Origin of the sequence: Microbacterium ureisolvens (assembly GCF_019511645.1) — a bacterium.
In the GTDB taxonomy this organism is placed as follows: Bacteria; Actinomycetota; Actinomycetes; order Actinomycetales; family Microbacteriaceae; genus Microbacterium; species Microbacterium ureisolvens_A.
The window spans coordinates 291,214-318,143 of the sequence record NZ_JAEUAX010000003.1; the positions used below are offsets into that span (position 1 = coordinate 291,214).

The following is a 26,930-nucleotide window of genomic DNA, read 5'->3' on the forward strand; positions in this document are numbered from 1 at the left end:
CGCGGTGCGGAGTCGGCAGCGCCTCGCGGCGCTACGCTCGCGTCGAGCGGCGACCGCGACCCGTGCGGCGCGCGGGAGGAGGCGGACGTGGTTCCCGAGATCAACTACTGGGCGGTGCTGATCGCCACGGCGTCGAGCATGGTCGTCGGCTCGATCTGGTACACGCCGAAGGTGTTCGGCACCCGATGGGCGAAGCTCGCGAACGTCGACATGAACCGGCCCGGCGCCAGCGCCGTGGTGCCGATCGTGGTCACCGTGATCGTCAGCTTCGTGACCGCGTGGGTGCTGGCCGGCGCCGCGTCGATCGCGTGGCACTTCTACGGCGGCAGCTACCTGTGGGCCGCGCTGCTGACCGGCGTGATCCTGTGGGCGGGCTTCACGGCGGCCCGCTTCATCACCCACGACGCCTTCGAGGGGCGGCCGTCCTCGCTCACCGTGCTCAACATCTCGCACGAACTCGTGACGATCGTGGTGATGGCGCTCATCATCGGCGTGTGGCCGCCGGCCGGGACCGTCTGACCGGTCGGATGCCGCGGGCTCAGGCCGCGGCGCCCACCACGGCGGCGATGGCCGACGTGAAGAACGACAGGCCGTCGACGCCCGACCGCATCGCGGCGGCGGTGTCGGGGCCGAAGCCGGGCTCGACGGCGTGCTCGGGGTGCGGCATGAGACCGACCACGTTGCCGCGCTCGTTGGTGATGCCGGCGATGTCGCGCAGCGACCCGTTGGGGTTCACGCCGAGGTAGCGGAAGGCGACGAGACCCTCGCCCTCGAGGCGGTCGAGCTCGGACTCCGAGGCGATGTAGCCGCCGTCCGCATTCTTCAACGGGATCACGATCTCCTGGCCGGAGGCGAAATCGCTCGTCCAGGCGGTGTCGTTGTTCTCGACGCGCAGCTTCTGGTCGCGGCGGATGAACTGCTGGTGCGCATTGCGGATCAGTCCGCCCGGCAGCAGGTGCGCCTCGACCAGCATCTGGAAGCCGTTGCAGATGCCGAGGACCGGCATGCCCTTGGCCGCGGCATCCTTCACCTCCGCCATGATCGGCGCGAGGGCCGCGATCGCTCCGGCGCGCAGGTAGTCGCCGTAGCTGAAGCCGCCGGGGAGGACCAGCGCGTCGACGCCGTCGAGGTCGTGCGAGCCGTGCCACAGGGCGACGGGCTCGCCGCCGGCGATCTCGATCGCGCGCTGCGCGTCGCGGTCGTCGAGCGAACCGGGGAAGGTGATGACGCCGATGCGGGCGGTCATTGCACGACCTCGATGCCGACGACGTCCTCGATCACGGAGTTGGAGAGGATCTCGTCGGCGATGCGCTGGGCCTCGGCGAGCACCTCGTCGGTGACCTCGCCGTCGACCGTGAGCTCGAACCGCTTGCCGATGCGGACACCTGAGAAGTCGGAGACGCCGAGACGGGCGAATGCGCCGGAGACGGCCTTCCCCTGCGGGTCCAGAAGCTCGGCCTTGGGCATGACGTCGACGACGATGGTGGGCATGTGACAGCTCCGGATGTCGCGGGCAGGGGTCGCCTCCAGTCTACGGTCCCGCGCGCACGGCGTTTCTCCGGCGGCCGGAAACCGCCGTGACACAACCGTGATCAATCCGTGGGAGCGCTCCCTTGACTTCGTGGGAGCGATCCCATAGCGTTGCGTCTCGATCGATGGGAACGCTCCCACGACCACCACCCGGCACGGTTCCCTCCGCGCCGGTCCTGCAACACACACGACCCTGACAACACAAAGGAGTGACAGTGAACGCACGCGCCTTCCGCAGAAGCGCCGTGGCAATCGCCGCATTCTCGGCTTCGGCCATCGTCCTGGCCGGCTGCGCCGGCGGCAGCGGAGACGAGGCCGGTGGCGAAGACGGCCAGATCACGCTGACCCTGGCCACGTTCAACGACTTCGGGTACGACGACGAACTCCTCCAGGAGTACATGGACGAGAACCCGAACATCAAGATCGTCCACAACAAGGCCGCCATCACCGACGACGCCCGCACGAACTTCTTCGCGAAGCTCGGCAAGGAGGGCCTCGCCGACATCGAGGCGGTCGAGGTCGACTGGTTCGCCGAGGCGATGCAGTACTCCGACCTGCTCGCCGAGGTGCCCGACAGCGCCAAGGGTCGCTGGGTGGAGTGGAAGGAAGCCGCCGCGACCGACGCCGACGGGCGTCTCGTCGGCTTCGGCACCGACATCGGCCCGCAGGCCGTCTGCTACCGCGCCGACCTGTTCGCCGCCGCCGGCCTGCCATCGACGCCCGACGAGGTCGCATCGGCCATCGACGGCGACTGGAACACGTTCTTCGACCTGGCCGACCAGTACAAGGCTGCGACCGGCAAGCCGATGCTCGACTCCGCGAACTCCGCGTTCCAGGGCATCGTCAACCAGATCGAGTTCCCGTACGACGAGCCCGACGGCACCGTCGTCGCGACCAGCAACCCCGATCTCGAGGCCGCCTACAACCTCGTCGTCGAGCGCGGCATCCCGAACTCCGCCTACTCGAGCCAGTGGTCGGACGACTGGAACGCGTCGATGGCCAACGGCGAGTTCGCCGCGATGCTGTGCCCGCCGTGGATGCTCGGCATCATCTCGGGCAACGCGCCCGAGGTCACCGGCTGGGAGATCGCGAACGCGTTCCCGAACGGCGGCGGCAACTGGGGCGGCTCGTACCTGACCGTTCCCGCCAACGGCAAGAACGTCGAGGAGGCCCTCGCCCTCGCCGACTGGCTGACGGCTCCGGAGCAGCAGGAGAAGACGTTCGTGAACGTCGGTGCCTACCCGAGCGCGCTGGAGGCGCAGAGCGCGTCGTCGATCACCGAATCGACCAACGAGTACTTCGCCGACGCGCCCACGGGCACGATCTTCGCGGACCGCTCCGAGGCCATCACCGTCACCCCGTACAAGAGCGCGGACTACTTCAAGTACAACTCCGCGATCCAGGACGCCATCACGCGAGTCTTCGACGGTGTCGAGGACGCGGAGACGTCGTGGAACACGTACGTCGCCGAGGTCGAGGCCTTCTGATAGGCCGACACTGACGACCGCGTCCGTTCGCACGGACGAGGTCTGACAGCAGATGCGGAGTGCGTGCGGGTCCCCCGGTCCGCACGCACTCCGCCTCAACGCCCACCCTCGACAACCGAATCGGAGCCACCGGTGACCACCACCGCCACCCGCACCACGGAATCCGGGCCGGCCGATCGGCCCGATCCGCGCCGCGAGCCGCGCGTCCTCTCCTTCTCCCACAAGCTGAGCCGCTGGGACCTGAAGGTCTCGCCCTACCTCTACATCTCGCCGTTCTTCATCCTGTTCGCGATCGTCGGACTCTTCCCGATCGTCTACACGGCGGTGATCTCGTTCCAGGAGTGGGACCTGGTCCGAAACTCCGGCACCTTCGTCGGCTTCGACCAGTACATCTGGATCCTGTCGCAGGCGGACTTCTGGATCGCGCTGCGCAACACCTTCAGCATCTTCCTGCTCTCGTCGGTGCCCCAGCTCATCCTCGCGATGTTCATCGCCGCGATGCTCGACAAGAACATCCGGTCCAAGACCTTCTGGCGCATGAGCGTCCTGCTCCCGTACGTCATGGCCCCGGTGGCCGTCGCGCTGATCTTCAGCAACATGTTCGGCGACAACCACGGTCTCGTGAACAACATCCTCACCAGCATCGGCCTCGAGCCCATCCAGTGGCACAAGGACCCGTTCTGGAGCCACGTCGCCATCGCCACGATGGTCAACTTCCGCTGGACCGGCTACAACGCGCTCATCCTGCTGGCTGCGATGCAGGCCGTGCCGCGCGAGTACTACGAGGCCGCCACCGTCGACGGCGCGAACGCCTTCCGCCAGTTCTGGAGCATCACGCTCCCCTCGCTGAAGCCCACCCTGATCTTCGTCATCATCACGTCGACGATCGGCGGCCTGCAGATCTTCGACGAGCCGCGCATGTTCGATCAGACCGGTCGCGGCGGCGCCGCCGGGCAGTGGCTGACGATCACGCTGTACCTGTACAACATCGGCTGGGGCGAGTTCAACTTCGGCCGCGCCGCAGCGCTCGCGTGGATCCTCTTCATCATCATCCTGGCGATCGGCCTCATCAACCTCGCCATCACCCGTGCCCTCGTGCGCGACGAAGGCGGCCGCGGCGTCATCCAGCGAGGCCGCCGCCGGAAGGGAGCCCAGCAGTGAGCGCCATCAGCACCCCGCCTCTCGCGGTGGTCGAGGAGAACCTCCCCCACGCGCGGCGCAGCCGTAAGACCACGAAGATCCGCGGCGTGCGCGCCGGATTCTGGGTGTATGTCGGTCTCGGGGTCGTCGTGGCCTCGGCGATCTTCCCCTACTACTGGTCGTTCCTGATCGGCTCGGGGGATGCCTCGACCATCAACGACCCCGACATGTCGTGGCTGCCCGGCGGCAACTTCATCGACAACGCCCTGAAGGTCGTCAACGACCCGGCCGTCAACTTCTGGCAGGCGCTGTGGAACTCGATCTTCAGCTCCACCGTGATCGCAGCATCCGTGGTGCTGTTCTCCACCCTCGCCGGCTGGGCCTTCGCGAAGCTCCGCTTCCCCGGGGGCAAGTGGCTGCTGGCCTTCGTGGTCGCGACCATGGCGGTGCCCATGCAGCTCGGCGTCGTGCCGCTGTACCTGCTCTTCTCCGACCTGGGCTGGACCGGGCAGATCGGCGCGATCATCATCCCGGCGCTCACCAGCGCGTTCGGCGTGTTCTGGATGACGCAGTACCTGTCGCAGACCGTGCCGGACGAGCTCATCGAGGCGGCGCGCGTCGACGGGGCGAACATGCTCCGTACGTTCTGGACCGTCGGCGTGCCCGCCGCGCGCCCCGCGGCCTCGATGCTGTTCCTGTTCACCTTCGTCGGCGCGTGGAACCAGTTCTTCTGGCCCTTCATCGTGCTCGACCGGCAGAGCCCGACCCTGCCGGTGGCCCTCTCGCTCCTGCAGTCGAACTACTTCGTCGACTACTCGATCGTCCTCGCCGGCGTGCTCCTGGCCACCATTCCGCTGCTCATCGTCTTCGCCTTCACCGGCAGGCAGCTGGTCAGCGGCATCATGGCCGGCGCCGTCAAGGGCTAGGCCCCTTCTCCACCCTTCGGCATCCTGACACCGACGTTCCCCGAGAGGATCATTGACCTCATGACGACCGCGATCCCTCGCGCCTTCCCCCAGGACTTCCTGTTCGGCGCCGCGACCGCCGCCTTCCAGATCGAGGGCGCCGCCCACGAGGACGGCCGCCGCGACTCCATCTGGGACGCCTTCTGCCGCGTGCCGGGCGCCGTCATCAACGCCGACAACGGCGACGTGGCGTGCGATCACTATCACCGCTACGGCGCAGACGTCGCACTGATGAAGGAGCTGGGCCTTCAGACCTACCGCTTCTCGACGTCGTGGTCGCGCGTTCGGCCCGACGGCGGCGCGGTCAACCTGAAGGGCGTCGACTTCTACAAGAGGCTGGTGGACGAGCTGCTCGGGGCGGACATCCTGCCCTGGCTGACGCTCTATCACTGGGACCTTCCGCAGGCGCTCCAGGAGAAGGGCGGCTGGGCGAACCGCGACACCGCGGACCTGTTCACCGAGTACGCGCTGACGATGCACGATGCGCTGGGCGACCGCGTGAACGTGTGGACGACGCTCAACGAGCCGTGGTGCTCGTCGTTCCTCAGCTACACCGCGGGCCTTCACGCCCCGGGGCACTACAGCGTCGAGGAGGGCGTCCTCGCCGCGCATCACCTGCTGCTCGGCCACGGCCAGGCGGTGCGCGAGCTGCGGGCACGCGACGAGTCGCTCAGGCTCGGCATCACGCTGAACCTCACGGTCGCCGAGCCGGTCGACGAGAGCGACCCGGCCGACGTCGACGCCGCGCGCCGCATCGACGGCCAGTTCAACCGCTGGTTCCTCGACCCGATCTTCCGCGCGCAGTACCCGGTCGACATCGTGGAAGACATCCGCGAGGTGGATGCTGGGGCCATCGCAGCGTGGGAGGCCGCGGTGCGGCCGGGCGACCTCGAGGCCATCGCGACGCCCATCGACACGCTCGGCGTGAACTACTACCACGGCGAGTACGTGGGCGGCCACGAGCCGGTGAACCCGCCGATCGGCGGCGACGCGCCGACCGACCGCCCCGGTCGTTCGCCGTTCCCGTCCCACGAGGGCATCTACTGGCACGAACGGGGACTGCCGCGCACGCCGATGCACTGGGAGGTGCAGCCGGAAGGGCTCACCACGCTCCTCGAGCGGGTGTGGGACGAGTACGCGCAGCCGGCCGGCACGGTCCTCTACGTCACCGAGAACGGCGCCGCGTACGACGACGAGCTCGTCGTCGAGGGCGACGTGAAGCGCGTCCACGACGCCGACCGGGTCGAGTTCCTGCGCGGCCATCTCGGCGCGATCCTCGACGCGGCCGAGGCCGGCGTCGACGTGCGCGGGTACTTCTACTGGTCGCTGCTCGACAACTTCGAGTGGGCGTGGGGGTACGAGAAGCGGTTCGGGATCGTGCGCGTGGATTACGACACCCAGGAGCGCACGCCGAAGGACAGTGCGCTCGAGTACAGCCGCATCATCGGCGCCCGGGCGATCGACCTGGAGTCCGCGCGCGCGGCGACCGTCGCGTCGTAGCACAGCACCGCGGGCGGTCGCGGCGCAGTAGCATCCGGGGAGGAGGGGACAGGAATGAGCACCGATGCCATGCGGCAGACCCATCGGGGAGCCGGCAGCGCGCACGCCGTGACGATCGAAGAGGTCGCCGCGGCCGCGGGGGTCTCGCGCTCGACGGTGTCCCGCGTCGTCAACGGCTCGACCGCCGTGAGTCCCGAAGCCCTGGAGTCGGTGACGCGCGCGATCAACGAGCTGAACTACGTGCCCAACCGGGCCGCCCGGTCGCTCGCGAGCCAGAAGACGCACGCCATCGCCCTGATCGTGCCTGAGGACACCACGCGGTTCTTCGGCGACCCGTTCTTCGCGGCGATCGTGTCGGGCATCAACTCCCGCCTCAGCCGCTCGGACTACGTGCTCAACCTGTTCATCGCCAGCGACGACCCGGGCGACAAGACGACGAGCTACGTGCGCTCGGGTGCCGTGGACGGCGCCATCGTGGTCTCGCACCACACCAGCGACACGTTCATCGACCGCATCGCCAGCGTCGTGCCGGTCGTCTACGGCGGCCGCCCGGTGCGCGAGCGGGAGCGCGACTACTACGTCGACGTCGACAACGTGCGCGGGGCGTACGACGCCACGGTGTTCCTGATCGAGAGCGGGCGGCGCCGCATCGCGACGATCACCGGCCCGCGCGACATGCCCGCCGGCGTCGACCGTCTGCAGGGGTACCGCGATGCGCTCGCCGCGTGGGACCTCGACGAGATCGCGGTCGAGGACGGCAACTTCACCGCCGACGGAGGCGCCGAGGCGATGCGCCGGGTGCTCGCCACCGGAGCGCGGCCCGATGCGGTCTTCGTCGCCAGCGATCTCATGGCGCGCGGCGTGCTGACGGTGCTCGCGGCCGAGGGGCTGCGTGTTCCCGAGGACGTCGCGATCATCGGCTTCGATGACTCACCGGTGGCCACGTCCGTCATCCCGCCGCTGACGACGATGCGCCAGCCGTCGTTCGCGCAGGGGGAGCGCATGGCCACGGTGCTGCTCGACCTCCTCGCGGGGCGGCATCCGCGCCACGTCACCATCCTCGAGACGGAGCTCGTGGTCCGCGATTCGGTCTGAGCCCACCGCCCTGCGGCGTGCCCTCGCCCACCTGCTCGCTCGACGACGTGTGCCCCGCGGCCGGTGCCCTCCGAACGGCCTCCTTGTTCGTAATTCAGGACCGATGGCGCCCGGGCGCCATCGGGAGGCGCTTTCGGCGGATCCATCCTGAGTTGCGCACCGGGTCGGGCGGTGTTCTGCTCTCCGGGTGGTGGATGGGCGCCTGTGCCAGGGCGGGAGACGCCGGGGGAAGCGCCGGTGGGTCGGCCGCGGCTCAGCCGCGGCCGGGAACCGTCGCGTGGAGAAGGTTGCGCCAGGGGTCGTCGAACGAGAGCGTGCGGCCGTCATCGCGCACCTCGAGGCCGTGGTGTCGCAGACGCTCGGCGAGCTCGCCGAGGGAGTCGGCGTCGGGCAGCGCCAGGTCGACCAGGCCGAGGCCGAGCGCCGGCATCCGTGGTCCTGCGCCGCGCGAGTTCCACACGTTCATCGCCATGTGGTGGTGGTACCCGCCGGCGCTCACGAACAGCGCCTGGTCGCCCATCGCCGCCGTCTGGTCGAAGCCGAGCGCGTGGACGTAGAACGCCCTGGCGCTCGCGACGTCGCCGACCGACAGGTGCACGTGGCCGACGGATGCCGCGTCCTGCACGGTCCCGCCGCTCGCGGCCCGTTCGGTGAGGTGCTCGCGGAGGAAGCCGTTGGGGTCGAGGTACAGGGTGGCCATCTCGACGCTGCCGTGGGTCCACGACCACTCGGTGCGAGCGCGATCCCAGTACAGCTCGACGCCGTTGCCCTCGGGATCCGTGAGGTAGAAGGCCTGGCTGACCAGGTGGTCCGCCGATCCGGTGAAGGTGTGGGGCGCGCGTTGGGCGACGCTGTAGAGCGCGGCCGCGAGGGCCTCCTGCGTCTCGAACAGGATCGCGGTGTGGAAGAGTCCGGCCGCGCCGGGGCTCGCGTGGCGCAGGGCGGGCTCGTGCTTCAGGACGACGACCGGGCGGCCCGCGCGGCCGAGCACGACCTCGTCGCCCTCGGCCGACAGCACCTGGAGGGTGATGACGTCGCGGTAGAACGCGGTCATGCCGTCCAGGTCGCCGACGAGGAGCGTGACCGCCCCCATCGAGGTGTCGGCGGCGAGGCGGTCCGGGTGCGTGATCTCATTCACGTGTAGCTACAACCATTTGCCCGCAGCATCCATTCCCCCTCATTTGCGCGAAGGAGGGGAATGGATGCTGCGGCCCGGCGCCTACTTGACCTGCGAGCCCTGCGGGTCGCCGCCGAGCTGGCCGACCGCGGGAAGCGGGCCGCCGTCGTCGGCGCCGGTCCTGCGCCAGCGCGCGATGGCATTGCCGACGTGGTAGATCAGCAGCGCCGCGGCCGCGCCGATGACGATCGCACCGAGCTGGAAGTCGCCCCACACCATCGTGAAGCCCGCGATCGCGATCACGAGCGAGACGGCGGCGGTGTACTGGTTCACCGGGCGCGAGAAGTCCACGCGGTTGTCGACCCAGATCTTGATGCCGATGATGCCGATGAGGCCGTACAGGGCGGTCGTGACGCCACCGAGCACGCCGGCGGGGATCGAGTTGAACACCGCGCCCACGACGGGCGACAGCGACAGCAGGATCGCGAAGGCGCCTGCGACCCAGTATGCGGCCGTCGAGTACACCCGCGTCGCGGCCATGACGCCGATGTTCTCGCCGTACGTCGTCGTGCCGGAGCCGCCGAACGTGCCCGCGAGCACCGTCGCCGCGCCGTCGGCGATGAGCGCGCGGCCGGTGTAACGGTTGACGGATGCCTCGGTCATCGTCGCGACGCCCCGCACGTGTCCGACGTTCTCGGCGATGAGCACGAGCACGACCGGCAGGAACATCGCGATCACGCTCCACGTCCCGGGGTTGCCGAAAGTCGGGAAGTGGAAGGTCGGGAGGCCTACCCACTGCCCGTTCGCGATGAGCTCGTTCACGGCGTCGAAGTCCACCTCGCCCCGCAGGAGCGCCACGACGTAACCCACGATCACGCCGAGGAAGATCGAGATGCGACCGAGGAACCCGCGGAACAGCACGCTGCCGAGGATCACGGCCACGAGGGTGATGGTCGCGGTGATCGGCGCCTGCTGGAAGTTCTGCCACGCGACCGGCGCGAGGTTGAAGCCGATGAGCGCGACGATGGCGCCGGCGACCACCGGCGGCATGAGCCTCTCGATCCAGCCGAGGCCGGCGAACTGCACGATGAAGCCGACGGCGGCGAGGAGCACGCCGACCGCGACGATGCCGGCGAGGGCCGACCCCATGCCCTGCGATGCCGTGGCGGCGGTGACCGGTGCGATGAAGGCGAACGACGAGCCGAGGTAGCTGGGCAGGCGGTTCTTCGTGATGAGCAGGAACAAGAGCGTCCCGACACCGGAGAAGAGCAGCGTGGTCGAGACGGGGAACCCCGTCAGCACCGGCACGAGGAACGTGGCCCCGAACATCGCGATGACGTGCTGCGCGCCGATGGCGACGGTTGCCGGCCAGTTCAGCCGCTCGTCGGGCTTCACGACCTTCCCGGGCTCGACGGTCCGGCCGTTGCCGTGAATGGTCCACAGAGGCATGCGCGCTCCTTAGCGCTCAGGTGATGGTGCGAGGATCACCCTAGCGGCGCGGCGAGCCGGGGGATCTTCTCCGAGACCGAGGGCGATGTCCCCGGTCTCAGCCGGAAGCCCCTGTGTCACGAGCGGGGGAGGGATGCCGCGGCCGTGGGCGTGGCGGTTGCCTCGGCGACGCAGCATCCGAAAGGCTGAACAGGGCCCGGAGCGCACCGGGCGCCTTGAGGCCGAACCGGTGGAGAGACGTGACCGACCCAGCGACACCGCCGATCCTGTCCGCCGATGCGGGCGACGTCGCCGCGGTCGAGCTGCGCGGACTCCACAAGCGCTTCGGCGACAAGCTCGCGGTCGTCGACCTCACCCTCCGCGTGCCCGTCGGCTCGTTCTACGGGCTGGTCGGCCCGAACGGCGCCGGCAAGACGACCACGCTGTCGATGGCGACGGGGCTTCTCATGCCGGACGCCGGCCAGGCCCTCGTGCACGGGGTCGACGTGTGGCGCGAGCCCGTGAGGGCGAAGGCGATGGTCGGCAATCTCGCCGACGGCGTCAAGCTGTTCGACCGCCTCACCGGCGAGCAGCTCGTCACCTACAACGGGCTGCTGTTCGGTCTGCCGCACGACGAGATCGCCCAGCGCACGGCGGACCTGCTCTCGCTGATGGACATGACGGATGCTGCGGGCACGATGGTCGTCGACTACTCGGCCGGAATGACCAAGAAGATCGCGCTGGCGTGCGCCCTCGTCCACGCACCCCGGCTGCTCGTGCTCGACGAGCCGTTCGAGTCGGTCGACCCGGTGTCGGCGGCGAACATCGAGGACATCCTCGCCGGGTACGTCGCCGGCGGCGGCACCGTCATCGTCTCGAGTCACTCGATGGATCTCGTCCAGCGCATGTGCGACCACGTCGCGATCGTCGCCGCGGGCCGCCTCCTCGTGGCCGGCACCGTCGACGACGTGCGCGCGGGTGAGTCCCTGCAGGACCGCTTCGTCGATCTCGTCGGCGGCCGCCGTCACACCGAGGGACCGGAATGGTTGCGACGCTCCTGAGGCTGCGGTTCCGGGTCCTCGGCAATCAGCTCGCGCGCAGCCCGTGGCAGCTGGTCGGGTTCATCCTCGGCGCGCTGTACGGCGCGGTGATCCTGATGGGGATCATCGCCGGTCTCGTGCTGCTGGGATTCACGGACGTCCGCCTCGCCGGAATCGTCATCGTCGGCGCGGGATCGGTCGTGACCCTGGGGTGGGCGCTCATCCCCCTCGTGGCGTTCGGTGTCGACACGACGCTCGACCCCGACCGCCTCGTCGTGTTCCCCATGACCACCTCGCGGATGATGGTCGCGCTCACGCTCGCCGCGGTCTGCGGCATCCCCGGCATCATCACGTCCCTCGCCGCGCTCGCGACGATCGCCACATGGGCGCACTGGCCGGCCGCGATCGCGGCGTGGCTGGTGAGCACGCCCCTGGCGGTCCTCACGGCGGTGGTCGCCTCGCGCGCCGTCGCGGCGGTCGCGTCCGGGTTCGGCGGCGGTCGACGTTTCCGAGAGGTCGCGGGCATCCTCGTCTTCATCCCGATCATCCTCGCGGGGCCGATCATCGCGGGCCTCGCCGGCGGGGTCAGGGTGAACGCCGACACCGTCGCCGAGCTGCTGCCGCTCGTCGGCTGGACCCCGCTCGGCGCGGCGTGGGCGGTGCCGGCGGACACCGCCGCGGGAGACCTGCCCGCGGCGGCGGCGAAGCTGCTCATCGCGCTCGCCACCCTTGCCGCGCTTTGGCTGCTGTGGCGCGCGTCGCTGGCGCGCTCGCTCGTGCGCCCCCGGCTCACCTCGGCCGCGGCGGTGCGTGCCGGGTCGATCGGGTGGTTCGGCCGGGTGCCGACCGGCGCCGCCGGCGCGGTGTTCGCGCGTGCGGTGACCTACTGGACGCGCGACCCGCGGTATCTCCGTCAGCTCATCGCGGTGCCGCTCGTGCCGGTGCTCCTGTGGTTCTACGCCCGAGACGGCGACTCTCTCGGGGCGCTGGCGTTCTCGGCGCCGATCATCGCGTTCATCATAGGCATCGTGGTGTACGCCGACATCTCCTACGACGGCACCGCGTTCGGCACCGAGGTCGCGACCGGAGCGAGCGGTCGCGCGGACCGGCTCGGCCGCACCCTCGCCGCTGCGGCTGTCGCGGTGCCGCTGGTGCTCGTGGCGGCGGTCCTGCCGCTGGCGTTCGCGGGCGAGTGGGCGCAGCTTCCCGGCATGGTCGGCATGGCCCTCGGGATCCTCTTCACCTGCTACGGCGTCTGCGCCGTCACGTCGGCCCAGCTCGTGGTGCCGGTGCCGGCCTCCGGCGACAACCCGTTCAAGCGCGTCCCCGGCACGACGTTCCTGCAGGGCATGGCCTTCTTCGGCATCTGGCTGGTGGCACTCGTGCTCTCGGCTCCCGCGGTGATCGTCGGCGTCGCCGGCTACTTCCTGCGCAACCCGGCCCTGAGCTGGGTCGCCTTCGGCATCGGCATCGGGTTCGGCACCGCGGTGCTCGTCGCCGGCGTCCTCATCGGCGGGCGCATGCTCGACCGCACCGGTCCGGTGCTTCTCGCTCGGTTGAAGGCGATGAAGAACGCCTGATCGAGCGGATGCCGCGGCGCGCGGTCAGGCGGCGGTGAGGCGCTCGAGCAGCTCACGGTAGCGGGCGGTGGTGCGCTCGACGATGTCGGCAGGAAGCGCGGGCGGCTCGCCCTCGCGCGGCGCCGGCCAGTTCGCGGCGAGCCAGTCGCGCACGATCTGCTTGTCGAAGCTCGCCATGCGCTCGTCAGGGGTCGTGCCCGTGGCCCAGGCCGCGGCATCCCAGTATCGTGACGAGTCGCTCGTCAGAACCTCGTCGGCGAGGGTCAGCACGCCGTTGTCGTCGATTCCGAACTCGAACTTCGTGTCGGCGAGGATGACGCCGTGCGCCTCGGTGGTCGCGGCGGCACGCGCGTAGATCTCGAGCGAGAGGTCGCGGAGCTCCGCCGCACGCTCGGCGCCCACGAGCTCGACGGTGCGCTCGTACGAGATGTTCTCGTCGTGCTCGCCCAGCGGGGCCTTGTACGCGGGCGTATAGATCGGCTCAGGGAGCCGGTCGCCGTTCGACAGGCCGTCGGGCAGCGCGATGCCGCACACGGTGCCGTTCTCGCGGTACTCCGCCCACCCCGATCCGGTGAGGTACCCGCGCACGACGCACTCGATCGGCAGCATGTCGAGGCTCTTCACCACCATCGCGCGCCCGGCGACGGCATCCGGGATCAGGCTCTTCAGGTCGTCGGGGGTGTTCGCCTGACCGTCGGCGCCGAGGGTGAGCTCGTGCGAGGCGGCGAGATGGTTCGGGATGCTGCGCCCCCCGTCCGCGCCCGCGAGCCGGTCGAACCACCACACGCTGAGCGTGGTGAGCAGCTCGCCCTTGCCCGGGATGCCCGGCGAGAGCACGTGATCGAACGCGCTGACGCGGTCGCTCGCGACGACCAGCATGCGCTCCGGCGTCGCCCCCTCGGGCGTCTCCGCCGGGACGTACAGGTCGCGCACCTTGCCGGAGTAGGCGTGGCGCCAGCCGGCGAGCTCGGTCGTGGGGGTGGGGATAGCCGTCACCCGTCCATTATCCCGGGTGGCTCGGGCGGGTTTCGGGGCGGATGTCGCGCGGGGAGGCGGGCTCATGGCGTGATGGCGTCGACGTGCGCGAAGGCCTCGGCGACGAGTGCGGGCCAGCGCTCCGCAGCATCCGTCCGCGCGGTCGCCCACTCGCGCATCGGCCTTCCGCGCATGACGGCCGGCTCGGCCTCGCCCGATTCGGCCAGCTCGCCGACGCGGCCCTCGGGCAGCTTGACCATGAGGGCGCCCTCGAAGGTCACGAAGGCGAACACCTTGCCGCGCACGTTGAGGCCCTCGGAGCCGAACATCGCGCCGAGCGAGACATCGGGGCGGGTGGTCCACTCCGCCACGATCGGGTCGAAGATCGCGTACGCCTCGGGGAACTTCTCCCGTCGTGCGGCGCCCTTGTCTGCCATGACCCTCACCGTACGACTGCCCACCGACACGGCGCGAGGGTGCATATCTCGGTGAAGGGGCGTATAGTCCACGTGGACTAATCGAACTGGAGTAGACCATCGTGACCGACGCCGTCGCCCGCCTGACCCCGCTGGGGGTGGCCGTGCTCGCACTGCTGAGCGAGGGCGACATGCACCCGTACGAGATGATCCGGCTGATGCATCTGCGCCGCGACGACCGGCTCGTCACGATCACGAACGGCACGGTCTACCACACGGTCGCCCGGCTCGAGCGGGCGGGGCTGATCGCGGAGGTGGGCGTCGACCGCGAGGGCAATCGCCCCGAGCGCACCACCTACACGCAGACGGATGCCGGCGCCGCCGCGGTCGTCGAATGGGTGCGCCGCGAGCTGCCGCGCGTGGACCGCCCGGCCGAGTTCCGGGTCGCTCTCGCCGAGGTGCACGGCCTCGATCGCGATGAGGCGATCGAGCTGCTGCGCACCCGTCGCGCGGCGCTCGCCGCGGCTTTCGAATCCCTGGAGGACGGCCGGCGCCACGCCCGGGAGAAGGGCGTACCCGAGCAGTACCTCATCGAGATCGATCGCGAGCTCGCGCTCTTCGGCGCGGAACTCGCGTGGATGGACTCGATCCTTCCGCGAATCGCCGACCCGGACTTCGCCTGGGGTCCCCCGGCGACTCCCTCGGAACCCTATCTCGCCCAGAGAAAGGCAGCACGACAGTGACCACCCCCGAAACCCCGGACGCCGCCCATACGGCGGGCGCAGCATCCGTCAACGACCGGGTCGCCGGCCCGATCACCGGTGCCTATGCTGCGGGGCACAAGCCCCGCAGCCCGTGGCCCGCCCTGTGGGCGCTGGTCATCGGCTTCTTCATGATCCTCGTCGACACGACGATCGTCTCGGTCGCGAACCCCGCCATCAAAGCGGCGCTCGATCCCGACACCAACAACCTCGACAACGTGGTGTGGGTCACCTCCGCCTACCTTCTCGCGTACGCGGTGCCGCTGCTCATCACCGGACGCCTCGGCGACCGGTTCGGGCCGAAGAACATCTATCTGATCGGTCTCTCGGTGTTCACCCTCGCGTCGCTGTGGTGCGGATTCTCGGGCACCCTCGAGATGCTCATCGTCGCGCGCGCGGTGCAGGGCCTCGGCGCGGCGCTCATGACGCCGCAGACGATGGCCGTGATCACCCGCACCTTCCCGCCGGACCGCCGCGGCGCGGCCATGGGCCTGTGGGGGGCGACCGCCGGTGTCGCGACGCTCGTCGGACCGCTGGCCGGCGGCCTGCTCGTGGACGGCCTCGGCTGGGAGTGGATCTTCTTCATCAACATCCCCGTCGGTGTCATCGCGTTCGTGCTCGCGTGGATCCTGGTGCCCAAGCTCGAGACGCACCCGCACCGCTTCGACGTCGTCGGCGTCGTCCTGAGCGCCATCGGTCTCTTCCTGATCGTGTTCGGCCTGCAGGAGGGTGAGAAGTACGACTGGGCACCGTGGGTGTGGGCGATGATCATCGGCGGTGTCGCGGTGATGGCGCTCTTCATCTGGACGCAGGCGCGCACCAGGAACGAGCCGCTCGTGCCGCTGCCGCTCTTCCGCGACCGCAACTTCTCGGTCTCGAACCTCGGCATCGCCATCGTCGGGTTCACCGTCACGAGCATGTCGCTGCCGCTGATGTTCTTCATCCAGCTCGCACGCGGGCTCACCCCCACCGAGTCGGCGCTGCTGCTCATCCCGATGGCGGTGCTGTCGGGCGTCGGCGCGCCGTTCGCCGGGCGCCTCCTCGACCGCACCGACCCGCGGTTCCTGCTGGTGCCGGGCCTCATGATGGTCGCCGGATCGCTGTTCTGGTACTCGTCGCTCATGAACGTCGACACCCCGATCTGGATGTTCCTGCTTCCGTCGGCGCTCATGGGCATCGGCAACGCCGGGATGTGGGGCCCGCTCGCGACCACCGCCACGAGGAACCTGCCGCCTCGGCAGGCCGGCGCGGGCGCGGGCATCTACAACACCACGCGCACCATCGGATCGGTGATCGGTTCGGCATCGATCGCCGCCTTCATGCAGGCCCGCCTCGAGGCGAACCTGCCGGGGGCGTCGGAGGCCGCGGGCGGCTTCGGCGAGGGATCGCTTCCGCCGTTCGTCATCGACGGCTTCTCCCAGGCGATGGCCCAAGCCATTCTGCTGCCGGCCGCGGTCATGCTGGTGGGCGTCGTCGTGGTGCTGTTCCTGCGTCGGCCGAAGACGACGTCGACCGAGGAATGGCAGGCCGCGAACGCCGCTGCAGCGTCGGACTAACCCCGTTCGGCCGGCTTGTCAAGAGGTTGGTGGGCGGCGGCCCCGCCGCCCACCATGGTCTGCATGACCGGACTCGCAGTGATCCTGCTCATCGTCGGAATCGTCCTGCTGCTGCTGGGCGTGTTCATCGAGGCGGCCAAGTTCCTGCTGTGGATCGGCCTCGTCATCATCGTCATCGCCGTGATCGCATGGCTGATGCGCTTCATCCGCCGTCAGACCTGATTCCCCAGCTCAGGTCTTCGGCGCCTGCAGGGTCCTTCCCGATCCCGGGCGTCGACAGGACGCCGGCACCCGCATGTCCCCCAGCACGCGGCGCCGGCGTCCTTCTGCGTTCCCAGTGATTCACCGCCGGCCGCGGCCGCGCTCGTGGGCCCAGATGGCGAGCTCGACGCGGTTGCGGGTGCCGAGCTTGGTCATGATGCTCGCGAGGTGCGTCTTCACGGTGCTCAGCGAGACGTGCAGCTCGTCGCCGATCTCGCTGTTGCCGAGACCGCGGGCGACACCCGCGAGCACCGCCTCCTCGCGGTCGGTGAGCGGGCTCGACGGCGGTGCCGGCGGCTCCGGCCGCGCCCCCGCGAACGCCTCGATGAGCCGCACCGTGACGTTCGGGTCGATGAGCGCATCGCCGCGCGCCGCCGCGCGCACGGCCTCGGCGAGCAGCACCGCGCCGGCGTCTTTGAGCAGGAACCCGCGCGCACCCGAGCGCAGCGCCTCGTAGACGTACTCGTCCAGGTCGAACGTCGTGATCACCACGATCGGGATCGGGTCGGCGACGTCCGGGCCGGCGAGGATCCGGGTCGCGGCGAGCCCGTCCATCGCCGGCATGCGGATGTCGAGCAGGCAGACATCGGGCTTGAGGCTCCGAGCCAGCGCGACCGCCTCGGCGCCGTCGGCCGCCTCGCCGATCACCTCGATGCCGGGCTGCGCGTCCAGGATCATGCGCAGGCCTGTCCGCACCAGGTCCTGGTCGTCGGCGACCAGCACGCGCACGCTCATGCCGTCCATCCTGCTCGCGGAAGGGTCGCCGCGACGATCCAGCCGCCGCCGGGTGCCGGGCCGGCCTCGCAGGCCCCGCCGAGCAGCGCCGCACGCTCACGCATTCCGGTGAGCCCGTAGCCCGGGGAGACGGATGCTGCACCCTCGCCGTCGTCGCGGACCTCGAGCTTCACACCGCCGGCGTCGACGTCCACACCCACCTCGACCCGCGTGGCGCCGCGGGCATGACGGCGGGCATTCGTCACGGCCTCCTGCGCGATGCGGAACACCGCTGCGGCGACCGCCGGCGGCACGGTGTCGAGATCGCCGTCGACCCGCACGACGACCGCCGGGACGGCAGCATCCGTCTGCGCCAAGGACCGGATCTCGGCTAGTCCCGGAGTGGGCGCGAGCGCGTCGGCGGGTGCGCGCAGCACGCCCACCATCGCGCGCATCTCGCGGAGCGTGCGGGTGGCCTCGGCCTCGATCGCGTGCAGCACCTGCACCGTCGCGCCGGGATCGGTCGCCGCCACGGCGCTGCCCGCCTGGGCCTGGATCGCGATCGCCGACACGTGGTGCGCGACGGTGTCGTGCAGGTCGCGGGCGAGCTGCTCGCGCTCGAGGAGCCGCACCTGCTCGAGCTCGCGGGTGCGGGCGCGCCGTCGCCAGCGAACGGCAAGGCCCAGCGTGCTCGTCGTCACCGCCACCGCCACGCCGCCGATGATGTCGGCCGGCTCGGGCGGCGTGGCGAGGAAGGTGAGCAGCATCCCGATCACGACGAGGGCGCCGCCGGCGAGCATCGCCCGCCCCGAGCCCCACCGGAACACCGCGTACAGCAGGATCAGGAAGTACGCCGTCGTGTACAGCTGCGGATCGCCCGCCGTGGCGAGTCCCACCGCGGTGCCGACGGCGAACGCGATCGCGAGCATCGTCAACGGACGGGAGCGTCGCCAGAGCAGCGTGGGCGCGAGCGCGATGAGCACGACGGCCCAGAGCCAGCGCCACGGGACGTCGGTGCGGACGGATGCCTCGAGGACGGCGAGCAGCGCGACCGCGACGACGAGCGGCCAATCGCGCCAGAGCCGCCGCGGCGGCCCCGGAACCGCCGCGGGCGCGTCCCAGAGCGCGCGGACCGGGCTCGTCATGCCCTCATGATAGGCGGGCACCGGTCGCCGCCCGCGGGGCGCCGGTGCGGCGGCGTCCGGCGCGGGCACGCCGGCGGATGACGATCTCGGCGATGACGAGGTTGATCACCCAGCCCGCCGTCATCAGCAGCGTGTGCGTCAGGGGCGCGGGCGTGCCGGCCAGCGCCGTGTAGGGCAGGAACACGAGCACCTGCGTGCCGGCGCCCATGCCGATCGCATACGCGCGGGTCATCCACGCGCTGTGCGTGCGCACGTCGCCGCGCCGGATCGCGACGAAGGCGACGACGATGGCCGCGGCCATGCCCGTGCCCAGCACGATGCGCACGGCCGACAGTCCCGGCCCGGTCACGGATGCCGGCATGGCGTAGAACAGCGTCATCCACAGCGCCGACAGCGCCGACACCAGGCCCGCGGGCGCGACGATGCGCCCTGCGAGGCGATGCCAGCGGCGACGCCGCAGCGACGGTGCGAACTGCAGCGCGCCGAGCACCAGGAAGACGCTGGAGCCGACGATGTGCGCGACGACCGGGACCGGCGAGTCGAAGAAGCGCGCGTTCTCGGCGGTCACCGCGGCGCCCGTGGTCAGTTGCGTGAGCCGGGCGGAGCCGGCGACGATCGGCACGAGACTCAGCGCGATGAGGCCGGCCGGCACGAGCCACTCGGGGCGGCCGGCTCGGGGACGAGTGGCGAGGGTTGTCATGCCGCCATGTTCGCGGGCGCGCATGCCGCGCCGCTTCGGCCGCCCGGCCCGAAACGCCTCGTCCGATCGGCCGAGGCCGTGCGGTTCACCCCTCGCGGAGGCACCCGCCGTCGGCGTTCACGCCGCCGAGGTCGATCGACACGGTGCCCGAGGCGCCGACCGATCCGTACACGCACCCGCCCGGGACCTCAGCGCCGAAGAGCAGACTGTCGCCGACGACGCGCGTCTCGACCTCTGCCGCACCGGCCTTCTCGAGGGCGTCGCGCACCGCGTCCTCGGTGATGCCACCCGCCGCCTGCAGCGCCTGCAGCCCGGTCGTCGCCGCGGCCACGAGGGCTTCGTTCGCGACCTGGTGCGCCTGGTCCATCAGCTCCTTGCCCGGGGCGTCGATGTCGACGCCCGCCGAGCATCCCGCCATCACGCCGCCGGCGAGCAGGAGGGCGACGGAGAGGACGGATGCTGCCGCCCGGCGCATGCGTCAGAGCCCTTCGGCGACGCGCGCGGCGATGTCGGTGCGGTGCTGGCCGCCCTCGAGGCCGATGGCACCGAGCGCGCGGTAGGCGCGGTCGCGGGCCTCGACGAACGTGGTGCCGACGCCGACGACGTTGAGCACGCGGCCGCCGGTCGCGACGAGACCACCGTCGGTCTCGGCGGTGGCGGCGTGGGCCAGGTGGACTCCCTCGACGGCCTCGGCCTCGCGGAGGTCGGTCAGCGCGCGACCGGTCACGGGCGACGCCGGGTAGCCCTCGCTCGCGAGCACGACGGTCACGGCGACGTCGTTGGCGAAGGCCGGCAGGGGGAGGTCCTCGAGATGACCCGATGCCGCCGCCAGCAGCAGCTCCGACAGCGGGTCGACGAGCCGCGGCAGCACGACCTGGGTCTCGGGATCGCCGAATCGCGCGTTGAACTCGATGACCTTCACGCCGTCGTCGGTCAGGATGAGGCCGGCGTAGAGGAGTCCGATGAACGGCGTGCCCTCAGCATCCAATTGACGGATGACGGGCTCGGCGATGTCGCGCGTGACGAGCTCCACGAACTCGCGCTCGCTGCCGAACCTGCCGTCGAGCCAGGGGAGCGGGGAGTACGCGCCCATGCCTCCGGTATTGGGGCCCTCGTCGCCGTCGAGGAGGCGCTTGTAGTCCTGGGCGGGGCTGAGAGGCAGCACGTGGTCGCCGTCGCTGAGGAAGAACAGCGACACCTCGGGGCCCGAGAGGAACTCCTCGACGAGCACGGAGCCCGAGGGCAGGTACTCGTCGGCGTGTGCGAGGGCGGCGTCGCGGTCGGGGGTGACGATGACCCCCTTGCCGGCGGCGAGCCCGTCGGCCTTGACGACGTGCGGGGCGCCCAGCTCGTCGAGCGCGGCCTCGACCTCGGCGCGCGAGTGCGCACGCACCGCACGGCCGGTCGGCACGCCGGCGGCCTCCATGATCCGCTTGGCGAACGTCTTCGAGCCCTCGAGCTGCGCCGCGTCTTTGCTGGGCCCGAACGCCGGGATGCCGCGCTGGCGCACCGCATCGGCGACTCCCGCGACCAGCGGGGCTTCCGGGCCGATCACCACGAGGGCGATGTCGTGGTCGATCGCGAACTGGCTGACCGCCACGGGATCGTTCTGGTCGAGGGCGACGAGCTGCGCGTCCTGCCCGATGCCCGCGTTGCCGGGGGCCGCGAAGATCTCGTGCTCGGCCTCCTCCGACCGCAGCGCCAGGATGATGGCGTGCTCCCGCGCGCCCGAGCCGAGAACCAGGATCTTCACGGCGTCCAGCCTACCGGCGGCCCTTCTCTGCGTTTCGGGGTGGCCAGCGTCGTTCCTGCGTTCGCAATTCAGGATCGTTGCGGCCTGACGTGCGCAGGAGGGGGTTCGCGCCGCATCCATCCTGAGTTGCGAACCGGGCGGCGGCGTAACCTGGCACGGTGGCCCGCAAGATCTCGACCGACGACGGCCGCACAGCGCTGAGCGCGGTCGCGGCGGCGGTGGCAGCATCCGCTCCGCCTGCCCGCACCGACAACGCGACGGCCGTGCGCTACCTGCTGCAGCTGCTGGCCGAGAAGGCGCCGGGCAACTCGGTCGAGGTGCGGGTGCCGCCGTTCGGAGCGGTGCAGGTGGTCGAGGGCCCGCGCCACACCCGCGGCACGCCGCCGAACGTCGTCGAGACCGACCCTGCGACCTGGATCGCCCTCGCCACCGGCGCAGAGCGGTGGGCGGATGCTGCCGCCGCGGGTCGCATCAGCGCCTCGGGCACGCGTGCCGACATCTCGGACCTCCTGCCGCTGCGCCCCTGACACCCGCGGAACCCCCCGGGGCCGTCCCGCCCTCGGCTTGTGGGCGGGCCGCCTTTCTCATGGCGCGATCCCGCCCACCGGGTGGGACAATGGGTGCATGCCCGAGCACAGCCAGGACCGTATCGAGACCGTGCGCGTGCGACGGGCACCGAAGATCTCGGTGTTCCTCATCCTCGGCGCACTGGTCGGCGTCTTCGTGGCGATGATCCTCACGTTCGCGTTCAACGGCACGGCCGAGGTGAGTCCCAACACGGGCGTCATGTACTCGCAGGGTCAGGTGTTCGGATTCCTCGCGCTCATCTGTGCGCCCATCGGCCTCGCCCTCGGCGGCATCCTCGCGCTGATCCTCGACCGCCGGTCACGGCGCCGTTCGCACCAGGTCGCCGTCGACCACGAGCAGGTGCACGTCGACCCCGAGCCCGGCACCAACGGCCACGGCCCGGCCCACTGACCCCGGGCCACTGAACCCGGGCCGTTACGCCAGCTCGGCGATGATCGGGTGGATCGCGGCGTCGAAGGCCGCGACATCTCCCCGCAGCCCGTCCGTGACGGCGATCGTGAGCGAGCCGATCCACCACACGCCGCGCTGATTCAGCGGCAGCACCTGCACGTTGAGCTCGAACGAGTGCGCGCGCCGGCCCACCTGTCGCTCGTGCTCGGCGATCGCCCCGGCGTAGGCGCGGTACGCCGTGCCGGTGCTGTGCGACGCCTCCTTGCGATACCGCGCGTTGGCGGACTGCGCGAAGGCCAGCGCCTCGGCCGCGTGCGGCTCGAAGGCCGCGCGCAGCTGGTCGCAGCCCTCGACGGGCAGGGCCAGCGCGGTGTCGAACCCGTCGACGAGATCGAGGGGGACCGGCGACGGATGCGCCTGCGGTTCGACGGTCATCGCCCAGAACTCGCGCCACTGGCGTTCGAGCAGCGCCTGCGCCTCTTCGGACCGATCGTTCGCGCGGGGAGGGATGCCGCGCAGGTGCGGCAGCTCCTCCGGAGAGCGGATGCCGAGCACCTGCCGCAGGTACAGGGCGAGAAGAACCGGCTGACCGGCGTCTTCGCGGATCAGCCACTCCGGAGCACCGGCGCCGCCCATGCCGCCATTGTAGATCCGCGGGGCAGAAGTGGTCCTCGGCTGGGAGCGGGGGGAGGCGTAACAGGGTCGGCGCCCGGCATCCGTCCAGGTGGGGCGCCGGTAGGCTGGTAGCCGTGGCCTCATCCGAACGCGATGCCCCCTCCCGCCCCGAACAGCCCGTGAACCCGTACCAGGCTGCCGGCGTCGACACCGCCGCAGGCGACCTCGCCGTCGAGCTGATGAAGTCGGCGGTGCGGCGCACCCACGGCCCCGAGGTGCTCGGGGGCGTCGGCGGCTTCGCCGGGCTCTTCGACGCGACGGCGTTCAAGGCCTACGACAAGCCGCTGCTGGCGACCAGCACCGACGGCGTCGGCACGAAGGTCGCCATCGCGCAGGCCATCGACAAGCACGACACGATCGGTCAGGACCTCGTCGGCATGGTCGTCGACGACATCGTCGTGGTCGGCGCGAAGCCGCTGTTCATGACCGACTACATCGCGTGCGGCAAGGTGTTCCCCGAGCGCATCGCCGACATCGTGCGCGGCATCGCCGACGGCTGCTCGGCCACCGGCACCGCACTCGTCGGCGGCGAGACCGCCGAGCACCCCGGCCTTTTGGGCGTCAGCGACTACGACGTCGCCGGTGCGGCGACCGGTGTCGTCGAGGCCGACCGCGTGCTGGGCGCCGAGCGGGTGCGCGAGGGCGACGTCGTCCTGGCGCTCGCGAGCTCGGGCCTGCACTCCAACGGGTACTCGCTGGTGCGTCACATCGTGGCCGGCTCCGGCATCCACTACGGCGACAACGCCGCCGACTTCGGCACGACGTGGGGCGAGGCCCTGCTCGAGCCGACGCGCCTCTACACGCTGCCGCTGCTGCGCCTCATCACCGAGACCGGCGACGCGGTGCACTCGCTCAGCCACGTCACCGGCGGCGGCATCGCCGCCAACCTCGCGCGCGTGCTCCCCCGCGGCACGTGGGTCGAGGTCGACCGCTCGACGTGGTCGCCGTCCGCGGTGTTCCGGGTCCTGGCCGACCTCGGAGGCCTCGAGCTCGAGGCCACCGAGGGCACCTGGAACCTCGGCGTCGGGTTCCTCGCGGTCGTGTCGGCCGACAAGGCCGAGGCCGCAGCATCCGCTCTCTCCCGTGAAGGCATCGCGACGTGGCAGGTGGGTGTCGTGCACACCGGCGACCGCCCCGCCGACGGCCACTGGGAGCAGGGCGCCAAGGGCGTCGACGGCGGCGCGGTGCGCCTCGTCGGCGCGTACGCAGACCACACGGCTCGCTGAGCCACGCCAGAAGAACTCACAGCAGGAGCAGGCAACACCCATGTGCGGAATCGTCGGAATGGTGGGCCGCGGGTCCGTCAACCAGGAGATCTACGACTCCCTCCTCCTCCTCCAGCATCGAGGTCAGGACTCCACCGGCATCTCGACGGCCGAGCGCAACGGCGTCGTGCACATGCACAAGGTCAAGGGGCAGGTGCGCGAGTCGTTCCGCACGCGTGACATGCGCGCGCTCCTCGGCGAGATCGGCCTCGGCCACGTGCGCTACGCGACCAAGGGCACGGCCTCGAACGAGGAAGAGGCGCAGCCCTTCTACGTGAACGCCCCGTACGGCATCGTGCTGGTGCACAACGGCAACCTCACCAACACGCGCGAGCTCACCGAGGAGCTCTTCCACAAGGACCGCCGCCACCTCAACACGTCGTCCGACACGGAGCTGCTCGTCAACGTCCTCGCGAACGAGCTGCAGTCCTCCATCTCGGGTCTCGAGCTCGACCCGGCACAGGTGTTCCAGGCCGTGAGCCGCGTGCACGAGCGCGTCGAGGGCTCGTACGCGGCCATCGCGCTGATCGCGGGCTACGGGCTGCTCGCATTCCGCGACCCGTTCGGCATCCGTCCCCTCATCCTCGGCACGCGCAAGCACGACGACGGCCACTACGAGTGGGTCGTCACGAGCGAGTCGCTGGTGCTCGAGAACGGCGAGTTCGAGGTCGTGCGCGACGTCGACCCGGGCGAGGCCGTCTTCATCGACCTCGAGGGCAACCTGCACACGCAGCAGTGCGCGACCGATCCGCAGCTCGTGCCGTGCTCGTTCGAGTACGTGTACCTCGCCCGCCCCGACTCGGTGATGAACGGCATCTCGGTGTACGAGGCGCGGCTGCGCATGGGCGACCGGCTCGCCGACACCATCGCGAAGTACACGCCGCGCGAGGCGATCGACGTCGTCATGCCGATCCCCGACTCGTCGCGCCCGGCCGCCATGCAGGTCGCACGCAAACTCGGCGTCGAGTACCGCGAGGGCTTCTACAAGAACCGCTACGTCGGCCGGACGTTCATCATGCCCGGCCAGGCGGTCCGCAAGAAGAGCGTGCGCCAGAAGCTCAACGCGATGTCGACCGAGTTCAAGGGCAAGAACGTGCTCCTCATCGACGACTCGATCGTGCGCGGCACGACGTCGAAGGAGATCATCCAGATGGCGCGGGATGCCGGTGCCAAGAGCGTCACGTTCGCCTCGGCCGCGCCGCCCGTGCGCTTCCCGCACGTGTACGGCATCAACATGCCCTCGCGGCACGAGCTGGTGGCCCACGGCCGCACGATCCCCGAGATCGCCGATGAGCTCGGCGCCGACTTCGTCGTCTACCAGGAGGTCGAAGACCTCAAGGCGGCCATCCTCGAGGGCTCCGACGTCGAGGACCTCGACATGAGCTGCTTCGACGGCCGCTACATCACCGGCACCGTCACCGACGAGTACCTGGCCTGGGTCGAGGGCTCGCAGGAGTCCTGAGCCCCGCCTGCTTCGGCATGCGCACGGGCGCGGCGCCGCGAGCCGAGGCATCCGTTCGCGCCCGTAGGGTGGATAGGTGAAGCCGTCTCCTGCCCGCCCGCTCTGGCAGGGGAGGACCCTCGCGCTCGTCGGCATCGTGCTGTTCGCGTTCTCGCTGCGCTCGGCCGTCGCCTCGCTGTCGCCCCTTTACGACCACATCGCGGCGGACTTCGCGGTCCCGCCGCCGGTGATCGGGCTCATCGGCACGGCGCCGCCCGTGTGCTTCGCGATCTTCGGACTGCTGACGCCGGCGCTCGAGCGCCGATTCGGACTCGAGCGCCTCGCCGTCGCGGCGATGGCCGTGGTGACGCTCGGGCTCGTCGCGCGCAGCTTCGCGCCGAGCTGGGGATTGCTGCTGGCCGGCACCGCGCTGGTGTTCGCCGCCGTCGGCACCGGCAACATCCTTCTGCCGCCGCTGGTGAAGCGCTACTTCCCCGATCGCATCGGGCTGATGACAACGATCTTCTCCACCACGATGGCCGTGTCGACCTTCGTGCCGCCCCTCATCGCGGTTCCGATGGCGGATGCTGCGGACTGGCACGTTTCGCTCGGCTTGTGGGCCGTCTTCGCCCTGGTGGCGATGATCCCGTGGATCGGCCTCGCGATGCGCCACCGTGCCGCCCAGGCCGAGGAGGAGGACGACGGCTTCGACGAGCCGACGCCCCAGGCGCTGGGCCGCATGTGGCGGGTTCCGCTCGCGTGGGCGCTGCTCGTCTCGTTCGCGGTGTCGAGCACGATCGCCTACACGTCGTTCGCGTGGATGCCCAAGCTGCTCGTCGACATCTCGGGCGTCACGCCGGCCACGGCCGGCGCGCTGCTGTCGCTCTTCGGATTCATGGGCCTGCCGACATCCCTCGTGGTGCCACTGCTGGTCACCCGCTGGAACGCCACGCGACTGCTGTTCGGCGTCGCGGTCGCGTGCGGGTTCGCCGGCATCGCGGGCTTCCTCTTCGCGCCGACGGCGGCGCCGTGGCTGTGGGTGGTGCTGCTCGGGCTCGCGCCCCTGCTGTTCCCGATGATCCTCGTGCTGCTCGGCCTGCGTACGCGGACGCACGAGGGCTCGGTCGCTCTGAGCGGGTTCGCCCAGAGCGGCGGCTACGCGATCGCGGCGCTTTTCCCGTTCGGCATCGGCCTCCTGCACGAGGCGACGGACTCGTGGACGGGTCCGCTCATCGTGCTGGCGATCGTCGTCGCGGCAGCGATCCCCGCGGGCGTCGTGGCCGCCCGCCCTCACACCGTTGAAGACGACTGGGAGCGGCGCCACGGCACCTGGTGACGCCGCCGCGCCCGATGGGGCATCCGGGTCATCGAGGGTCGGCGAACACCGGTCAGGCCACCGAGACGGCGG

Annotated in this window: 28 protein-coding genes; 16 read left to right on the forward strand and 12 right to left on the reverse strand. The window is 70.6% G+C overall.

Annotated elements, in window-relative coordinates:
• The first annotated feature begins 87 nt into the window (after positions 1 to 87).
• Entirely contained in the window at positions 88 to 519 is a 432-nt protein-coding gene (locus tag JNB61_RS07895) for a DUF1761 domain-containing protein (protein ID WP_159847890.1), read from the forward strand.
• A gap of 19 nt (positions 520 to 538) precedes the next feature.
• On the opposite strand, the gene purQ is transcribed toward JNB61_RS07895, so the two are convergent.
• Positions 539 to 1,246 (reverse strand): phosphoribosylformylglycinamidine synthase subunit PurQ, encoded by a 708-nt coding sequence (gene purQ, locus JNB61_RS07900; RefSeq protein WP_220339269.1) that lies wholly within the window; start codon positions 1,244 to 1,246, stop codon positions 539 to 541.
• Complete coding sequence (gene purS, locus JNB61_RS07905) at positions 1,243 to 1,491, reverse strand: phosphoribosylformylglycinamidine synthase subunit PurS (protein ID WP_159847884.1); 249 nt, start codon at positions 1,489 to 1,491, stop codon at positions 1,243 to 1,245. The genes purQ and purS overlap by 4 nt, the downstream gene beginning before the upstream one ends.
• Positions 1,492 to 1,745: 254 nt before the next feature.
• On the opposite strand from purS, the gene JNB61_RS07910 reads away from it, so the two are divergent.
• The 5 genes from JNB61_RS07910 (at position 1,746) to JNB61_RS07930 (ending at position 7,717) form a co-directional block, all read left to right on the forward strand.
• Positions 1,746 to 3,017: an ABC transporter substrate-binding protein gene (locus JNB61_RS07910; protein WP_159847881.1), complete on the forward strand. Its 1,272-nt coding sequence runs from the start codon at positions 1,746 to 1,748 to the stop codon at positions 3,015 to 3,017.
• Positions 3,018 to 3,149: 132 nt separating this feature from the next.
• Positions 3,150 to 4,178, forward strand: a complete 1,029-nt coding sequence (locus tag JNB61_RS07915; protein WP_220339270.1) for a carbohydrate ABC transporter permease — start codon at positions 3,150 to 3,152, stop codon at positions 4,176 to 4,178.
• Positions 4,175 to 5,083 (forward strand): carbohydrate ABC transporter permease, encoded by a 909-nt coding sequence (locus JNB61_RS07920; RefSeq protein ID WP_159847875.1) that lies wholly within the window; start codon positions 4,175 to 4,177, stop codon positions 5,081 to 5,083. Before JNB61_RS07915 ends, JNB61_RS07920 begins: the two co-directional genes overlap by 4 nt.
• Positions 5,084 to 5,143: 60 nt before the next feature.
• Positions 5,144 to 6,622, forward strand: a complete 1,479-nt coding sequence (locus JNB61_RS07925; RefSeq protein ID WP_220339271.1) for a glycoside hydrolase family 1 protein — start codon at positions 5,144 to 5,146, stop codon at positions 6,620 to 6,622.
• Positions 6,623 to 6,676: 54 nt separating this feature from the next.
• Positions 6,677 to 7,717 (forward strand): LacI family DNA-binding transcriptional regulator, encoded by a 1,041-nt coding sequence (locus JNB61_RS07930; RefSeq protein ID WP_223214693.1) that lies wholly within the window; start codon positions 6,677 to 6,679, stop codon positions 7,715 to 7,717.
• A gap of 253 nt (positions 7,718 to 7,970) precedes the next feature.
• Here JNB61_RS07930 and JNB61_RS07935 read toward each other — a convergent pair whose 3' ends face one another.
• Positions 7,971 to 8,810 carry a VOC family protein gene (locus JNB61_RS07935; RefSeq protein WP_220339336.1) on the reverse strand — a complete coding sequence of 280 codons (840 nt, stop codon included), beginning with the start codon at positions 8,808 to 8,810 and terminating at the stop codon, positions 7,971 to 7,973.
• Between the two features lie 126 nt (positions 8,811 to 8,936).
• Positions 8,937 to 10,283: a uracil-xanthine permease family protein gene (locus tag JNB61_RS07940; protein WP_220339272.1), complete on the reverse strand. Its 1,347-nt coding sequence runs from the start codon at positions 10,281 to 10,283 to the stop codon at positions 8,937 to 8,939.
• A 239-nt stretch (positions 10,284 to 10,522) separates the two neighbouring features.
• Between JNB61_RS07940 and JNB61_RS07945 the strand changes: the two genes are divergently transcribed.
• Both JNB61_RS07945 and JNB61_RS07950 read left to right on the forward strand, forming a co-directional pair.
• Positions 10,523 to 11,323: an ABC transporter ATP-binding protein gene (locus JNB61_RS07945; RefSeq protein WP_308291224.1), complete on the forward strand. Its 801-nt coding sequence runs from the start codon at positions 10,523 to 10,525 to the stop codon at positions 11,321 to 11,323.
• Complete coding sequence (locus tag JNB61_RS07950) at positions 11,305 to 12,882, forward strand: hypothetical protein (RefSeq protein ID WP_220339273.1); 1,578 nt, start codon at positions 11,305 to 11,307, stop codon at positions 12,880 to 12,882. Before JNB61_RS07945 ends, JNB61_RS07950 begins: the two co-directional genes overlap by 19 nt.
• 24 nt (positions 12,883 to 12,906) lie before the next feature.
• Here JNB61_RS07950 and JNB61_RS07955 read toward each other — a convergent pair whose 3' ends face one another.
• Positions 12,907 to 13,878: a phosphoribosylaminoimidazolesuccinocarboxamide synthase gene (locus tag JNB61_RS07955; protein WP_308291225.1), complete on the reverse strand. Its 972-nt coding sequence runs from the start codon at positions 13,876 to 13,878 to the stop codon at positions 12,907 to 12,909.
• 62 nt (positions 13,879 to 13,940) lie between these two features.
• A complete protein-coding gene (locus JNB61_RS07960) occupies positions 13,941 to 14,294 on the reverse strand; it encodes a hypothetical protein (RefSeq protein WP_159847860.1) in 354 nt (117 codons plus the stop codon).
• Positions 14,295 to 14,395: 101 nt separating this feature from the next.
• Here JNB61_RS07960 and JNB61_RS07965 point away from each other — a divergent pair, with 101 nt between their 5' ends.
• The 3 genes from JNB61_RS07965 to JNB61_RS07975 all read left to right on the forward strand — a co-directional run bounded on the left by JNB61_RS07965 (position 14,396) and on the right by JNB61_RS07975 (position 16,812).
• Positions 14,396 to 15,016 carry a PadR family transcriptional regulator gene (locus tag JNB61_RS07965; protein WP_159847858.1) on the forward strand — a complete coding sequence of 207 codons (621 nt, stop codon included), beginning with the start codon at positions 14,396 to 14,398 and terminating at the stop codon, positions 15,014 to 15,016.
• Positions 15,017 to 15,087: 71 nt separating this feature from the next.
• Positions 15,088 to 16,590 (forward strand): DHA2 family efflux MFS transporter permease subunit, encoded by a 1,503-nt coding sequence (locus JNB61_RS07970; RefSeq protein WP_220339338.1) that lies wholly within the window; start codon positions 15,088 to 15,090, stop codon positions 16,588 to 16,590.
• Between the two features lie 63 nt (positions 16,591 to 16,653).
• A complete protein-coding gene (locus tag JNB61_RS07975; RefSeq protein ID WP_169583593.1) occupies positions 16,654 to 16,812 on the forward strand; it encodes a hypothetical protein in 159 nt (52 codons plus the stop codon).
• 120 nt (positions 16,813 to 16,932) lie between these two features.
• Here the strand turns inward: JNB61_RS07975 and JNB61_RS07980 are convergent, their stop codons facing one another.
• From JNB61_RS07980 to purD, 5 genes are all read right to left on the reverse strand, one after another.
• Positions 16,933 to 17,586 carry a response regulator gene (locus tag JNB61_RS07980; protein WP_220339275.1) on the reverse strand — a complete coding sequence of 218 codons (654 nt, stop codon included), beginning with the start codon at positions 17,584 to 17,586 and terminating at the stop codon, positions 16,933 to 16,935.
• Positions 17,583 to 18,710 (reverse strand): sensor histidine kinase, encoded by a 1,128-nt coding sequence (locus JNB61_RS07985; protein WP_220339276.1) that lies wholly within the window; start codon positions 18,708 to 18,710, stop codon positions 17,583 to 17,585. The genes JNB61_RS07980 and JNB61_RS07985 overlap by 4 nt, the downstream gene beginning before the upstream one ends.
• 4 nt (positions 18,711 to 18,714) lie before the next feature.
• On the reverse strand, positions 18,715 to 19,410 hold the full coding sequence (locus JNB61_RS07990; protein ID WP_220339277.1) for a DUF2306 domain-containing protein: 696 nt from the start codon (positions 19,408 to 19,410) through the stop codon (positions 18,715 to 18,717).
• Between the two features lie 85 nt (positions 19,411 to 19,495).
• Positions 19,496 to 19,885, reverse strand: a complete 390-nt coding sequence (locus tag JNB61_RS07995) for a hypothetical protein (protein ID WP_220339278.1) — start codon at positions 19,883 to 19,885, stop codon at positions 19,496 to 19,498.
• Between the two features lie 3 nt (positions 19,886 to 19,888).
• Entirely contained in the window at positions 19,889 to 21,163 is a 1,275-nt protein-coding gene (gene purD, locus JNB61_RS08000) for a phosphoribosylamine--glycine ligase (protein ID WP_220339279.1), read from the reverse strand.
• A 158-nt stretch (positions 21,164 to 21,321) separates the two neighbouring features.
• Here purD and JNB61_RS08005 point away from each other — a divergent pair, with 158 nt between their 5' ends.
• Positions 21,322 to 21,690: a sterol carrier family protein gene (locus JNB61_RS08005; protein ID WP_220339280.1), complete on the forward strand. Its 369-nt coding sequence runs from the start codon at positions 21,322 to 21,324 to the stop codon at positions 21,688 to 21,690.
• Between the two features lie 97 nt (positions 21,691 to 21,787).
• Complete coding sequence (locus JNB61_RS08010) at positions 21,788 to 22,141, forward strand: potassium transporter Trk (RefSeq protein WP_159847836.1); 354 nt, start codon at positions 21,788 to 21,790, stop codon at positions 22,139 to 22,141.
• A 24-nt stretch (positions 22,142 to 22,165) separates the two neighbouring features.
• Here the strand turns inward: JNB61_RS08010 and JNB61_RS08015 are convergent, their stop codons facing one another.
• On the reverse strand, positions 22,166 to 22,777 hold the full coding sequence (locus JNB61_RS08015; RefSeq protein ID WP_220289035.1) for a zinc-binding alcohol dehydrogenase: 612 nt from the start codon (positions 22,775 to 22,777) through the stop codon (positions 22,166 to 22,168).
• 113 nt (positions 22,778 to 22,890) lie between these two features.
• On the opposite strand from JNB61_RS08015, the gene purM reads away from it, so the two are divergent.
• The 3 genes from purM (at position 22,891) to JNB61_RS08030 (ending at position 26,858) form a co-directional block, all read left to right on the forward strand.
• Positions 22,891 to 24,042, forward strand: coding sequence for a phosphoribosylformylglycinamidine cyclo-ligase (gene purM, locus JNB61_RS08020; protein WP_374226631.1), 1,152 nt, complete (start codon positions 22,891 to 22,893; stop codon positions 24,040 to 24,042).
• A gap of 40 nt (positions 24,043 to 24,082) precedes the next feature.
• Positions 24,083 to 25,543: an amidophosphoribosyltransferase gene (purF, locus tag JNB61_RS08025; protein ID WP_220289036.1), complete on the forward strand. Its 1,461-nt coding sequence runs from the start codon at positions 24,083 to 24,085 to the stop codon at positions 25,541 to 25,543.
• A 76-nt stretch (positions 25,544 to 25,619) separates the two neighbouring features.
• A complete protein-coding gene (locus tag JNB61_RS08030) occupies positions 25,620 to 26,858 on the forward strand; it encodes an MFS transporter (RefSeq protein WP_220339281.1) in 1,239 nt (412 codons plus the stop codon).
• Positions 26,859 to 26,930: the final 72 nt, after the last annotated feature.

Excerpts from the sequence above, each read along its gene's own strand:
- JNB61_RS07950 (WP_220339273.1), top strand. The coding sequence starts at position 11,305 with ATGGTTGCGACGCTCCTGAGGCTGCGGTTCCGGGTCCTCGGCAATCAG.
- JNB61_RS08015 (WP_220289035.1), bottom strand. The coding sequence starts at position 22,777 with ATGGGCGGCGCCGGTGCTCCGGAGTGGCTGATCCGCGAAGACGCCGGT.
- JNB61_RS07995 (WP_220339278.1), bottom strand. The coding sequence starts at position 19,885 with ATGCGCCGGGCGGCAGCATCCGTCCTCTCCGTCGCCCTCCTGCTCGCC.
- JNB61_RS07935 (WP_220339336.1), bottom strand. The coding sequence starts at position 8,810 with ATGGGGGCGGTCACGCTCCTCGTCGGCGACCTGGACGGCATGACCGCG.
- JNB61_RS07980 (WP_220339275.1), bottom strand. The coding sequence starts at position 17,586 with ATGAGCGTGCGCGTGCTGGTCGCCGACGACCAGGACCTGGTGCGGACA.
- JNB61_RS07975 (WP_169583593.1), top strand. The coding sequence starts at position 16,654 with ATGACCGGACTCGCAGTGATCCTGCTCATCGTCGGAATCGTCCTGCTG.
- JNB61_RS07990 (WP_220339277.1), bottom strand. The coding sequence starts at position 19,410 with ATGACAACCCTCGCCACTCGTCCCCGAGCCGGCCGCCCCGAGTGGCTC.
- JNB61_RS08010 (WP_159847836.1), top strand. The coding sequence starts at position 21,788 with ATGCCCGAGCACAGCCAGGACCGTATCGAGACCGTGCGCGTGCGACGG.
- JNB61_RS07925 (WP_220339271.1), top strand. The coding sequence starts at position 5,144 with ATGACGACCGCGATCCCTCGCGCCTTCCCCCAGGACTTCCTGTTCGGC.
- JNB61_RS07930 (WP_223214693.1), top strand. The coding sequence starts at position 6,677 with ATGAGCACCGATGCCATGCGGCAGACCCATCGGGGAGCCGGCAGCGCG.
- JNB61_RS07940 (WP_220339272.1), bottom strand. The coding sequence starts at position 10,283 with ATGCCTCTGTGGACCATTCACGGCAACGGCCGGACCGTCGAGCCCGGG.
- JNB61_RS07960 (WP_159847860.1), bottom strand. The coding sequence starts at position 14,294 with ATGGCAGACAAGGGCGCCGCACGACGGGAGAAGTTCCCCGAGGCGTAC.
- purQ (WP_220339269.1), bottom strand. The coding sequence starts at position 1,246 with ATGACCGCCCGCATCGGCGTCATCACCTTCCCCGGTTCGCTCGACGAC.
- purF (WP_220289036.1), top strand. The coding sequence starts at position 24,083 with ATGTGCGGAATCGTCGGAATGGTGGGCCGCGGGTCCGTCAACCAGGAG.
- purS (WP_159847884.1), bottom strand. The coding sequence starts at position 1,491 with ATGCCCACCATCGTCGTCGACGTCATGCCCAAGGCCGAGCTTCTGGAC.
- JNB61_RS07985 (WP_220339276.1), bottom strand. The coding sequence starts at position 18,710 with ATGACGAGCCCGGTCCGCGCGCTCTGGGACGCGCCCGCGGCGGTTCCG.